Genomic DNA, 13,032 nt, shown 5'->3' with positions numbered 1-13,032 from the left:
TTTTCATCATGGATGATTCTTATAAGTCGTCAATGACTAAATAGATTTTTGCTACTGGGCCATGTACGCCAATCACTTTAATCAATTCAATATCTGCCGTTGAACTTGGACCTGAGATAATATTGATACAAGATGGCATACGCTCGCCTTGTTGTGCTTTATCGTGTAATACTTTCGCCACTTGTGCAACACGTGGAAGTACTTGGCTTTTACGTACAACAACAATCGATTTTTCAGGTAATAAACTCACTGAACGTCCACGATCTGCGCTAGAGAATAAGACGATTCCGCCAGTTTCCGCCAAACCATATTCTGCATAAACCACACCAAGATTAGCTTTTTCAGAAAAACTAATATTATCTTGTGCCGTTTCTGGTGACCATGTATGGCAAGTATATTTCGCTTCAAGCGCCGCAGGAATACCAAGTGCGGTCAATCTTTCATCGGAATTAAGTACAACATCACCACCGCCATATTTTTCACAGAGAGCAAGTAAGGTTTGTACTGCATCAGACTCTCTACACACATTTACATCCACCATCATGGTTTTCGCAGAATTGATAAATTCATTCGCTAAATCAACCGCACTTAAATGGGTTAAACGCTCAGTTGGGTATGTATTGACTGGTGCATCCATCGGTTCAGGTATGATAGCACGGGCTTTACCCATTTTCGCCGCTAATTTATTAAGAAAATTTTCGCGATTTTGTAAATCCATGCTTATTACCCTCTCTCTCTATTATTAAACCATTGACGGAAGCTTTCGCCATCTGCTTGTGGTAAATCTCGTGCTTTTGTCCATTCACCCAATGCACCAAATGTAATTGGTGCTTTCCCATTTTTGATCAGCTTACCCGCTAATTTTGCACCGATATTCACACCTGTTTTCCATAGTGTTGGGTTGGCATTGGCTGTAGTGAAACCAAAAATAGATAAACGTTCCATCGCGGGAGTTTTACCTAACTCTACCATTTTCTCACGGTGTTTTAAGATTAACTGCGCTAATGGAATACGCACCGGGCAGACCGAATTACACGCATTACATAAAGAACAAGCATACGGCAATTCTTTGAATTCATCATAGCCACCTAGTAACGGAGAAATCACTGCACCAATTGGACCTGGGTAAATAGAACCATATCCATGACCACCGATTTGACGATATGCCGGACAGGTATTCAAACAAGCACCGCAACGGATACAACGTAAAACTTCTTGGAATTCAGACGCTAAAATATCTGAACGGCCATTATCCACAATAACCAAATGGAATTCTTCAGGACCGTCGGTTTCACCAGCAAGACGAGGACCGGTTAACCAAGTGTTATAACCAGTTAATTTCGCCCCTACCGCACTACGAGCAAGCATCGTAATTAACACATCCACCTCTTGGAAAGTCGGCGCTAAACGCTCCATTCCCATCACGGCAATATGTGTTTTTGGTAAGGTCGTCGCTAAACGTAAGTTACCTTCGTTTGTCACTAAACAAACTGAGCCAGTTTCCGCTACAGCAAAGTTACAACCACTGATACCGATATCAGCTTCTAAAAAATCTTGACGAATTTTTTCACGTACGAAACGCGTCATATCTTCAGGCGTTTCCTCACCTTCATAACCGAGTTTTTCAGATAAATCTTTGCGGATTTGGTGACGATCTTTGTGAATTGCAGGCACAACGATATGGGATGGTTTATCACCTGAAATTTGTAATAGATATTCACCCAAATCGGTTTCGATCACTTGCATGCCCTCTTTTTCAAGCACTTCGTTTAAACCGATTTCTTCTGTCACCATGGATTTGGATTTTACGATTTTCTTCGCATTTTTCTCTAATGCTACTTTGCGAATATAAGCACTCGCTTCTTCAGCCGTTTCAGCAAAATACACTTTACCGCCATTTCCCATCACTTTTTCGCTTAATTGATACAAATAAGCATCTAAATTAGCTAAAACATGGTTACGAATCTGTTTAGATAAATCACGCCATTCTTCCCAATGACCTAATTCGTCCACCATTTTTTGACGGTTAGCCCCAATAGTTTCTTGAGCTTTCACCACCGCTTTACGCATGATGGTGTTATGCACTTCATGATCGACACGCGCTTTAAAAGGAAGATTACTGGTTTTCAATGACATCTTATTTCTCCCCTTGCATTAATACTTCCGCAATGTGCATCACTTTGATCTTGCTGCCTTCGCGTTGTAAACGACCACCAATATTTAATAAACAACTTACATCTGCACCGATTAAATATTGTGGTTCAACCTCTTCAATATGCTCAACTTTTTCTTTCACCATTTCGCCAGAAATCTCTGCCATTTTCACAGAGAAAGTTCCACCAAAGCCACAGCAAGTTTGTTGATTATGAATAGGAAGAAGATCTAACCCTTTTACACCTTTCAAGAGAGTGATTGGTTCATCAACAATGCCTAATTTACGAGTAAGACTACAAGAAGGATGATAAACCGCTTTACCTGGCAAATAGGCGCCAACATCTGTTACACCTAATTTATTGACGATGAAATCCGTTAAATCACAGAAACGTGAAACGACCTTTTTCGCTCGCTCAGCCCAATCTAACTCACCAACTTTAGTGAAATAGTCAGGATAGTTTTTGATAGCATAAACACAGGAACCTGCAGGGGCAACGATGGGATAATCGTTCACTTCAAAGGTTTCGACTAAGTTTTTCATGCCTGAGATGGCTTGTTTGGTGTAACCACTGTTTAATGCCGGTTGCCCACAACAGCCTTGTTTTTCAAGGAAGATAACATTACAACCGAGTTTTTCCAGTAGTAATACGGTGTTTTTTGCCACACCGCTCTTTACTACGTCGGCTATACAAGTAACGTAGAAATTTACGTTCATAAATAATTACTCCAACAATAATAGAAAATAAAAAGTAAAATATTCGATAAAAGTTAAGCAACCGCCCACAAAGTGCGGTTGCTTTTTGCCTCTATTTTAGAGCGCATAGAATAGCGGAATTAAAAAACTTGCACAAAGGGCTGCAATGATACCGTAAACTACCATAGGTACAATCGTAGTCTTAATGATTGTTCCTTCTTTGTTTTGAATATTCAATACGGAAGAAACTGCTACGATATTATTAATACATACCATATTACCCATCGCACCACCTACTGATTGTAACGCAAGAATTAAAGTCACAGATAAACCTGTGGTTTCTGCTGTCGATAATTGTACGCTACCGAATGTTAAGTTAGATACGGTATTTGAACCTGAGAAAAATGCGCCTACAGCACCTAAGAAGGATGAGAAGATTGTCCAGTCACTACCGGTAACTTCTGCAAAGGTACGACCTATGATTTTTACCATAGAATGCTCGCCACCCACTAACATCAAGTTTACCATCACTAAGGCCCCCATTAAGGCAATAAATGGATTTTTTACTTGGCTTAAGCTTGTACTAAAAATGCCTTTTGTTCTACTGAAGTTCACTCCGAAAATTGGTAATGAAATTAATACAGTAATTACAAATGGAATTAAAGCAGGTACATAAAGAAGTTTATAGCTTTCACTCACTTCTGAACCGAAGATATTTTTCAAACTAAAAATTAAACCTTTGCTGACTTCAAATGTGCCTAATGAACCTAACGCTGTGGAGAACCACACATCTTTGTTATTCATTAAGCCTTTTAAGCCTAACTCAGGAATACGTGTAACGATTAAGAATAAAATTAATAAACCGGTTGGTAGTAATGCTTTAGCAACTTGGCCTGCGCTAACAGCATTATTATCTAACTTGTTTTCAACTTTCTCTAAACCAATACCTTTATTTGCCACAAACACAGAAATAAAGAGACCAATTGCGCCACCAACTAATGATGGGAACTCATAGTTAAATTGTGCAATTAAGAAGTAAGGAATCACGCAAGAGAATACGCTGATATAAATGAAAACAATATTTTGACGAATTTCTTTCCAGGTCACCATGATGCGTAATGCCATCAATGGAATCACTAATGCCGCAATGGAGTGGATAAACGCTGTCATCGAACCAATTTCAAGAATCGATTTTGAATCTAATTTTAATGGACCAAAACCGAACCAAGTTGGTGTACCTACCGCCCCAAAAGAAACCGGAACCGAATTCATCACTAAAGCTAACATGGCGACTTTTAATGGATTAAAACCTAACCCCATTAAAATTGGCGCTGCAATCGCTGCTGGTGTACCAAAGCCACTTGCCCCCTCAATCATAAAAGCAAATGCCCAACCGATAATCATTAATTGTGCAACTGGGTTTGGGTTAATATTGCCTAACCATTTACGCATCGTATCAGTTGCGCCAGATACTTCTGAAAATTTGTTAAAGAGAATTGCGCCAAAAATAACAGTAATTGGCGTTTGAACAGCCACAATTGCTGCAGTCACATTCGCACTAATTGTCACTATATCAGTATTAAAATGAAGAAGATGAACCCCCATTACTAAAGTTGCAATCCAAGGTAATGCAACATAAGAAGGTAATGCATTACGCTTTACCATTAAATAGATCAACAGGATGATCGGAAAAACACTAAGAATAAAAGATAGGGTCATACTTACTCCTCTTACATAACTAAAAATTGTGCGTATTCTATGGGTTTTAAAGAAAAAACCTATACCCTATTAAGTGAAATTTATTGAAAATGTGACAAAGATCTCATAATTTTTTAACATTTCCCTTTTATCCTTGTAACATTTTTTTAACTATTCAAAAAATCTGACAAAAATACAGAAATTGTGCTAGAAAACAAATTTTCATTACAAAAGGCATAATAAAAAAATCCTTTGCAAAGATTGACTTCGCCAAGGATTTTTAAGTTTAAAATAGATTAAAAGACAATATATTTAGTTGTTTATGGAATAAGGAAGAGATTCAATTTTCAGAACTGTTCCATCTTCAGGTAAACGGAAATGCGTCCCTTCTTCTAAATCGTTGTTCATCACCACTTGTAACCATAAAACACCGTCAAAATTGACCGCACTTACGATCGAGCCCGTTTTACGCCAAGCCGTATCTAACTGCATTTCAATTTCGCTACCGATTTTCGGGGTAACTGTGGTTTCCCCCGAAAGCACATACATCGCTCGTTTATTGGCGCCACGATATTTGGCACGCGCGACAGTTTCTTGCCCGATATAACAGCCTTTAGTAAAAGAAATCGCTTGTTCGATAGCTTGTAGATTTAATGCCTGTGGGATAAATTCATTTTGCGTTTCCGCACTCAAGCTTGGTAGGCCTGCTTGAATATCCGCACAAAGCCATTGTTTTTTATCGCCATTAAAGGTGACATCTAACGATGTAGGATTGATCAAAATTGCGCGATTTTCATCAATATCTAATTCAATCTGCGCATGAATTCGACCGTACTTTTCACCAATCAAGCCGACAATTTGCCAATCCAACACTTGGAAAGTGACTTTTGAAAACACCGCATATTTTTTTAAATGATCGAGTGGAGCCAATAAAGCTTTCGGCATTAAAATCAAAAACTGCTCTGCTGAAAGCTTAATTAAGCGGAACAACGAGTTCATTTTGCCTTTCGGATCACAATGTGCTGTAAGCGTTGAAGTACCAGCTGCTAAATGCACCACATCACAAGTTAATTGACCTTGCAGATATTTCTCCGCATCCACACCCGCCACCTCTACCAAATCATAGTGGTTTAATGAAATAAATGTTGCCATGATTTTTCCTATTCAAGGTTTTGAATTTGCTCACGCATTTGTTCGATTAATACTTTTAATTCCACGGCGGAAGCAGTGATGTCTGCATTAATGGACTTTGATGCCAACGTGTTAGATTCACGATTCAACTCTTGCATCATAAAGTCCAATTTACGGCCCACTGCCCCGCCTTTTTTCAAGATATTATTGGTTTCTTTCACGTGCATTTGCAAACGATCTAATTCTTCCGCCACATCCACACGTTGCGCCAATAAAATCATTTCTTGTTCGACACGTTGTGGATCAAGTTGAATCTGCGCTTCTTCAAAACGCTGTAATAAACGCTCACGTTGCCATTGTAAAACCGCTGGCATTTGTGACCGCACTTTTTCAGCCTCCACGGTGATGCCATCAAGACGTTGTTGAATAATGGCTTGCAATTTTTCGCCTTCACGGCCACGCATTGCAATAAATTCCACCAACAACTCATCAAAAGCTGTCAACAAATCTTGACTGATGGTATCTAAATCCTGCTCAGCCGCTTCCACCACGCCAGGATAACGCAATACATCTGCTAAATTGATTTCCCCTTCACCAGCTTGCGCCTTAATCCATTGTAAAGATTGAATAACTTGATTCGCCAACTCTTTATTTAAATTGAGTTCAGCCGCTGCTTGTTTTTTGCTATCAATACGCAATGAACATTCAATTTTACCGCGAGTGAGATTTTGACGAAGTTTCTCACGCAAAGCATTTTCCAAGCCTCTAAATTGCTCTGGCAAGCGGAAAAAGTTTTCCAAATAACGTTGGTTAACCGAACGAATTTCCCAAACTGCATCGCCCCAAGCTTTCTTGATTTCAAGGCGTGCAAAGGCTGTCATACTATAAATCATAAGCGCTCTCCTACTATTGTCTCTCGTCTTAATTGATTTGCCGGCTATTTTATCGGGAAAGTACGGTCATTTCTACCGTACATTTTGTAGAAGAATTTTGTTTTCCCTACTTTACACAGTGTAAAGATTAAAATACAATCATCGTAAACTTATTATTACAATTAAAGGAAAGTAAAATGAACAAGACTGTAGGAAGTACCTTACTTGTTGCTGGAACCATGATTGGTGCGGGGATGCTGGCAATGCCGCTCACCTCTGCAGGGATTGGCTTAACGGCGACGGTTTTCTTATTAATTGGCTTGTGGGCGGTGCTCACTTTCACCGCACTTTTATTCGTTGAACTGTATCAAACCGCTGACAGCGATGCAGGGATCGGTACACTTGCTGCACAATATTTTGGTAAAGCAGGGCGAATTATTTCCACCGCTGTTTTAATTGTCTTCTTATATGCCTTAATTGCCGCTTACGTAAGTGGTGGTGGTTCCTTATTAATGGATTTACTCCCAGCCATGGGCGATAAAGACACCATGAACAAAATCGCGGTGCTTGTATTCACCATTTTCTTCGGTAGTTTTATTGTCATCGGCACACACAGTGTGGACAAAATCAATCGCGTATTATTCTTTGTGATGATTGCTGCTTTTATCTTAGTGCTCGCGTTAATGCTACCGAACATCAAATTTGATAACTTAATGGCGATGCCAATTGATAACGCTTTAATTATTTCTGCAAGCCCTGTATTTTTCACGGCATTTGGTTTCCACGGTTCCATTCCAAGTTTAAATAAATACTTAGACGGTAATGTAAAATCCTTACGCATTGCGATTTTAGTGGGTTCTGGCATCACATTATTTGCTTACTTTTTATGGCAGCTTTCTACGCACGGCTTACTCAGCCAAAATGAGTTTTTACAAATTTTACGTGAAGACGCCACGTTAAATGGCTTGGTGAAAGCAACCTTAGAAATCACCCAAAGCCCAATTATTGCGAATGCGGTAAAAATCTTCTCCACTTTAGCATTGGTCACTTCATTCTTAGGGGTGGCATTAGGTTTATTAGAATGTATTGAAGACTTGCTCAAACAATCTTTTAATATTCATGCAGGGCGCATTTCATTGGGTTTAATGACCTTTATTCCACCAGTGCTTTTCTCCCTTTTCTATCCGGAAGGTTTTATTCTCGCTCTGGGTTATGCTGGTCAAATGTTTGCGTTCTACGCAGTGGTTTTACCGGTAGCATTAGTTTGGAAAGCACGTGCGATTCATCCTAACTTGCCATACAGAGTGTGGGGCGGTAAAGCATTGTTAGTACTTGTATTGGTGCTTGGGGTGATTATTACTTCAATTCCTTTTGCCATCCGAGCGGGTTATTTACCTTTTGTTGTCGGTTAAAATGAGCGAAAAAAAGACCGCACTTTTAAGGTGCGGTCTCTTTTATTTGTTTTCATATACATGTGCCACTAACTGACCATTCAAGTATTCGCCAATATACACTTGCTCAATCGTTATGTTCTGTTTTTCTAACTCAGCTTTAACCCATTCTTCATCACGATCAATAATTTCTAAAACATCATCATCTAATTGTCCATCAATAATTAATGGATAACGTAAATCATCATCACCGTATCGAATAATCGAAAGTTGTCCATTTTGTTCAAATACCGCACGTTTAACCGTTTTGATTTCATAAATACCGGCAGCACGTAACTTAAACATGAGGTCATTAGCAGTAATACTGTTTTTCATACATTCAGCAGTTTTTACCTTGCCGTTTGAAATCACCCAAACAGGTTTACCATCAATCAAAGATTTAACTAATTTGTTATGATTTTTGATAAAACGGAGGGTAAAAACCAATAATGTCCAAAGCACGAGCACGAGAGAGAACTGGAATACCCCAATACTATCGCTATAAATCACACCACCAATAATGCCACCTAGCACATAGTTTTGTACCTGATCCATCGCGGAAGTCGGTGCAAGGTTACCTTTTCCCATTAAGTTAATTTGGAGTACCAGTCCAATAATACCCATGGCCAATTTCAAGCCTAATAATGTGTAGCCATCCATTATTTATCCTCCTTATCAATCACAGTAACATTAGGGTTTACTAAGTTAATTGGGGATAAGGTATACGCTGAAAAATCATTATTAAAATGGACTTCGAAATACTGATCCCGAATATTTAAAATCATGCCGTTCGTTAATGTACGGCTATTGGTACGAATATCTTCTTTCTGTAAATTTTGACTATCTTTCACCGAATTTAAAAATGTCACCACGCTAGAGATATCAGCTGCATAGACTTCATTTTGCTCATATTGCTTATATTGCACACCGAGCAAGAAAATAATTAATAAAAGAAAGATAATACTGAGATCGCGATATTTGGTTTGTAACCGATGACGTAAATATAAGCTTGTCACCACAAGCAATGCACCTAACGAGACAAAAATGGCGATATATTTAAAATAACCTTCAAAAGACATCGAATTTTCTAAAAAAGCAAAAGAGAAAAAAGACATTTGTCATTCCTAATTTTAAAGAGAAAAACAGGTTGCTACTGTAGCACAACGAAAACTGACTAGCTATTTTTATCACAGAAATTAAATTCGTTTTTCCGAAAAATCCCTTTTATAATGACCGCACTTTTGAAACAAAAAGAGAAAAATATGAAAGCAATTCAGCCCGAAGATCAGGGATATTGGCTGTTCACCAAAGGATCGACACTTTATTGGCAGGAAAATGATCTGCCTTTCGGAACAGCAAAGGAACTCGGCCTCACAACGCAAAAAGCAATGTTGCTCGGGAAATGGAAATCACAACCTTTATGGCTTGTGGCAGAAAATGATCAAGATGAACGAGAATACCTTTCCCTGCGGAGTTTGTTGTCTTTACCAACTGAAGATTTTCATTTGTTAAGCCGAGGCGTGGAAATCAATCATTTTTTGAAAACCCACCAATTCTGCGGAAAGTGCGGTCAAAAAGCGGAACAAACTCACGATGAGCTAGCGGTTCAATGCACAAGTTGTGGCTATCGTACTTATCCCGTTATTTGCCCTTCGATTATTGTCGCCGTTCGCCGTGGCACAGAGATTTTATTAGCCAACCATAAACGTCATTACACGCCAGGCAAAGCAGGTATTTACACCACGCTAGCCGGTTTTGTGGAAGTGGGCGAAACCTTTGAAGATGCCGTTCATCGTGAAGTGTTTGAAGAAACTGGTATTCGCGTGAAGAATATTCGCTATTTCGGTAGCCAACCTTGGGCATTCCCGAACTCACAAATGGTGGGTTTTTTAGCTGATTACGACAGCGGGGAAATTCAACTGCAAGAAACAGAACTGCATGATGCACAATGGTTTTCTAGCGCTGCCCCCTTGCCAGAATTACCGCCAACGGGTACTATCGCACTCAAATTAATTAATGCTACGCTTGAGATTTGCAAAGCGGAACAAAATAAATAAAGGAAAGCCCATGTCTGAATTAAAAAATGATCGTTATTTAAAAGCCTTATTACGTGAACCAGTGGATATGACCCCCGTATGGATGATGCGCCAAGCGGGACGCTATTTGCCTGAATATAAAGCAACACGTGCAGAAGCAGGCGATTTTATGTCTCTTTGCCGCAATGCGGATTTAGCTTGTGAAGTCACCTTACAACCACTTCGTCGCTATGCTTTAGACGCAGCTATTTTGTTCTCAGATATTTTAACTATTCCTGATGCGATGGGCTTAGGCTTAAGTTTTGGTGCAGGTGAAGGCCCGAAATTTGCCCGTCCAATTGAAAATAAAAGTGCGGTCGAAAATTTACCGATTCCTGATCCTGAAGGCGAACTTCAATATGTGATGAATGCTGTGCGCACAATTCGTCTCGAACTAAAAGGCGAAGTGCCACTGATTGGTTTCTCTGGTAGCCCGTGGACACTGGCAACTTATATGGTTGAAGGTGGTAGCAGCAAAACCTTCAATAAAATCAAAAAAATGATGTATGCCGAACCGCAAACTTTGCATCTTTTATTAGATAAAGTGGCGGATTCCGTGATTTTATACCTAAACGCACAAATCAAAGCAGGTGCACAAGCGGTCATGGTGTTTGATACTTGGGGCGGTGTATTAGGTCATCGTGAATATTTAGACTTCTCTCTGCAATATATGCACAAAATCGTCGATGGTTTAATTCGTGAACACGATGGTCGTAAAGTACCGGTGACTTTATTTACTAAAGGTGGCGGCTTATGGTTAGAAGCCATGGCAAATACAGGCTGTGATGCACTCGGATTAGACTGGACAGTTAATTTGGCGGATGCGAAAGCGCGTGTGGGCCATAAAGTGGCACTACAAGGCAATATGGATCCAAGTGTGTTATATGCACCTGCAGAGCGTATTGAGCAAGAAGTGCAGTCAATTTTAGCTGATTTTGGTCAAGGTAGCGGCCATGTATTTAACTTAGGCCATGGAATCCACCAAGATGTGCCAGAAAGTGCACCAAAAATCTTCGTGGATGCCATTCATGAATTCTCAAAAGCCTATCATAAATAAGCGAGAAAAAAATGCGAAATCCAATTCACAAGCGCTTGGAAAATGTTGAAAGCTGGCAACATCTGACCTTTATGGCTTGCTTATGCGAACGCATGGCACCGAACTTTGCCCTGTTTTGTCAAATGACCGAACAGGAGCAAGCAGAAAAGACCTATCACAACATTTTAAATTTAGTGTGGGAATTTCTAACGGTCAAAGGAGCAAAAATCAATTTCGAAAACCAATTAGAGAAGCTCGAAGAAATTATTCCTGATGTGAATGATTATGACTTCTTTGGCGTGGTACCCGCTCTCGATGCTTGTGAAGCATTAGGTGAATTATTGCATGCTATTATCGCTGGCGAGACGCTCGAAAAAGCGATTCAAATTAGTCAAATTTCGTTAGGTACGGTTTGTTCTTTGTTAGAAACACAAGAAAATCGTGATCTTTCTGAGAGCGAACTAAAAAGCCGTGAAGAAATTGAAGAGGAACTTGACCTTCAATGGCAAATCTATCGCTTACTCAAAGAATGTGAAAAACGCGATGTAGACCTGATTTTATCCCTCCGAAATGAGATCAAACAGGAGGGAATCTCCAATATTGGTATAAAAATTGAGCAATGACGTGAGATTTGTCACAATTTTTGCAAATCGGGCTTTTATTTCCTAGAAAGTTAGATTATCCTTTTCCAAGCCATAGTTGGTTACAGGCCTCTAACTTAACAGAGTCAAATTTTAATTTAACAAAAGGTACAAATTTATGAACAAAACAGATTTAATCGATGCAATTGCAAGTGCTGCTGAATTAAATAAAAAACAAGCTAAAGCTGCATTAGAAGCTACTTTAGCTGCTATCACTGGTAGCCTTAAAAAAGGTGAACCTGTTCAATTAATCGGTTTCGGTACATTTAAAGTAAACAAACGTGCAGCACGTACTGGACGTAACCCACAAACTGGTGCAGAAATCAAAATCGCGGCATCTAAAGTTCCTGCATTCGTATCTGGTAAAGCATTAAAAGACGCAATCAAATAATTTGTCTTAAAACGGACTTTAATTGAACCCTGCTTTGTCAGGGTTTTTTGTTGCCTAAATTTTAGCTTTACAATCATCATTTTGCTTATATAATTCCGAACCGAAACTTATTACGGGATATAAATAATGAAACGAAACATTCAACACCGAAATACCCAACAACGCAGACATGCCATCATGCAACTTCTGCAGGAACAAGGTGAAGTCAGTGTAGAACAGCTAGTACAGTTATTTGACACCTCTGAAGTGACGATTCGAAAAGATCTCACTGCATTAGAAAGTAATGGTTTCCTTCTTCGTAAATACGGTGGTGCCATTTTAATGCCACCAGAAATCATCGAAGAAGAACAAGATGATGAACTTTCGCAACGAAAGTTAGTCTTAGCAAAGGCTGCCGCAGAACGTATTCGTGATCACAATCGCATTATTGTGGATAGTGGCAGCACAACCGCCGCCTTGATTAAACAACTTAATCGCAAGCAAGGCTTGGTTGTGATGACGAATTCGCTTTCGGTGGCCACCGCATTACGTTCACTCGAAAATGAACCAACGCTCTTAATGACGGGAGGCACTTGGGACACACGTTCCGAATCCTTCCAAGGCAATATTGCCGAGCAAGTCCTACGTTCTTATGATTTTGACCAATTATTTATTGGTGCAGATGGCATTGATTTAGAACGTGGTACAACAACATTTAATGAGCTGGTTCGCTTAAGCCAAGTGATGGCTGAAGTGTCTCGTGAAGTGATTGTGATGGTGGAATCACAAAAAATTGGCAGAAAAATGCCAAATGTGGAATTAACCTGGCAGCAAATTGATGTGCTGATTACCGATAACAAATTATCTCAGGCTGACAAAGACGCCATCATGGCCCAATGCGTAGAAGTAATTTGTGTAGACGTAGCATAAA

At 39.5% G+C, this 13,032-nt stretch carries 14 protein-coding genes; 6 read left to right on the top strand and 8 right to left on the bottom strand.

All coding sequences use genetic code 11. From position 1 onward, the window contains the following. Positions 1-19: 19 nt before the first annotated feature. From DPV95_RS02460 to DPV95_RS02435, 6 genes are all read right to left on the bottom strand, one after another. Entirely contained in the window at positions 20-718 is a 699-nt protein-coding gene (locus DPV95_RS02460; RefSeq protein WP_005698323.1) for a LutC/YkgG family protein, read from the bottom strand. Between the two features lie 5 nt (positions 719-723). Then, positions 724-2,136: a LutB/LldF family L-lactate oxidation iron-sulfur protein gene (locus DPV95_RS02455; protein ID WP_049368249.1), complete on the bottom strand. Its 1,413-nt coding sequence runs from the start codon at positions 2,134-2,136 to the stop codon at positions 724-726. A 1-nt stretch (position 2,137) separates the two neighbouring features. After that, positions 2,138-2,869 (bottom strand): (Fe-S)-binding protein, encoded by a 732-nt coding sequence (locus tag DPV95_RS02450; RefSeq protein WP_049368250.1) that lies wholly within the window; start codon positions 2,867-2,869, stop codon positions 2,138-2,140. A 96-nt stretch (positions 2,870-2,965) separates the two neighbouring features. Further along, positions 2,966-4,567 carry a lactate permease LctP family transporter gene (locus DPV95_RS02445; protein ID WP_049368251.1) on the bottom strand — a complete coding sequence of 534 codons (1,602 nt, stop codon included), beginning with the start codon at positions 4,565-4,567 and terminating at the stop codon, positions 2,966-2,968. Between the two features lie 291 nt (positions 4,568-4,858). Further along, the gene (gene ygfZ / locus DPV95_RS02440; protein WP_049368252.1) at positions 4,859-5,698 is read right to left on the bottom strand and encodes a CAF17-like 4Fe-4S cluster assembly/insertion protein YgfZ; all 840 of its coding nucleotides are present in this window, start codon (positions 5,696-5,698) and stop codon (positions 4,859-4,861) included. 8 nt (positions 5,699-5,706) lie between these two features. Further along, a complete protein-coding gene (locus DPV95_RS02435; protein ID WP_005696936.1) occupies positions 5,707-6,570 on the bottom strand; it encodes a YicC/YloC family endoribonuclease in 864 nt (287 codons plus the stop codon). A 176-nt stretch (positions 6,571-6,746) separates the two neighbouring features. On the opposite strand from DPV95_RS02435, the gene DPV95_RS02430 reads away from it, so the two are divergent. Continuing rightward, positions 6,747-7,961: an aromatic amino acid transporter gene (locus DPV95_RS02430; protein ID WP_049368253.1), complete on the top strand. Its 1,215-nt coding sequence runs from the start codon at positions 6,747-6,749 to the stop codon at positions 7,959-7,961. 42 nt (positions 7,962-8,003) lie between these two features. Here the strand turns inward: DPV95_RS02430 and DPV95_RS02425 are convergent, their stop codons facing one another. Both DPV95_RS02425 and DPV95_RS02420 read right to left on the bottom strand, forming a co-directional pair. Beyond that, positions 8,004-8,639: a DUF421 domain-containing protein gene (locus DPV95_RS02425; protein WP_111406606.1), complete on the bottom strand. Its 636-nt coding sequence runs from the start codon at positions 8,637-8,639 to the stop codon at positions 8,004-8,006. After that, on the bottom strand, positions 8,639-9,094 hold the full coding sequence (locus DPV95_RS02420; protein WP_111406605.1) for a DUF3290 family protein: 456 nt from the start codon (positions 9,092-9,094) through the stop codon (positions 8,639-8,641). The genes DPV95_RS02425 and DPV95_RS02420 overlap by 1 nt, the downstream gene beginning before the upstream one ends. 147 nt (positions 9,095-9,241) lie before the next feature. On the opposite strand from DPV95_RS02420, the gene nudC reads away from it, so the two are divergent. From nudC to DPV95_RS02395, 5 genes are all read left to right on the top strand, one after another. Continuing rightward, positions 9,242-10,036: an NAD(+) diphosphatase gene (nudC, locus tag DPV95_RS02415; RefSeq protein ID WP_111406730.1), complete on the top strand. Its 795-nt coding sequence runs from the start codon at positions 9,242-9,244 to the stop codon at positions 10,034-10,036. Between the two features lie 10 nt (positions 10,037-10,046). Continuing rightward, positions 10,047-11,111 (top strand): uroporphyrinogen decarboxylase, encoded by a 1,065-nt coding sequence (hemE, locus tag DPV95_RS02410; protein WP_111406604.1) that lies wholly within the window; start codon positions 10,047-10,049, stop codon positions 11,109-11,111. Between the two features lie 11 nt (positions 11,112-11,122). Continuing rightward, positions 11,123-11,713, top strand: coding sequence for a YjaG family protein (locus DPV95_RS02405; protein ID WP_049368258.1), 591 nt, complete (start codon positions 11,123-11,125; stop codon positions 11,711-11,713). Positions 11,714-11,849: 136 nt separating this feature from the next. Further along, entirely contained in the window at positions 11,850-12,122 is a 273-nt protein-coding gene (locus tag DPV95_RS02400; protein ID WP_005696943.1) for an HU family DNA-binding protein, read from the top strand. Positions 12,123-12,248: 126 nt separating this feature from the next. Beyond that, positions 12,249-13,031 (top strand): DeoR/GlpR family DNA-binding transcription regulator, encoded by a 783-nt coding sequence (locus DPV95_RS02395; RefSeq protein ID WP_049368259.1) that lies wholly within the window; start codon positions 12,249-12,251, stop codon positions 13,029-13,031. Position 13,032: the final 1 nt, after the last annotated feature.

The sequence above is a fragment of the Haemophilus parainfluenzae genome (assembly GCF_003252755.1).
GTDB lineage: Bacteria > Pseudomonadota > Gammaproteobacteria > Enterobacterales > Pasteurellaceae > Haemophilus_D > Haemophilus_D parainfluenzae_N.
Note: the sequence above shows the minus strand (reverse complement) of the source record. Positions and strands in the feature narration are given on the sequence as shown.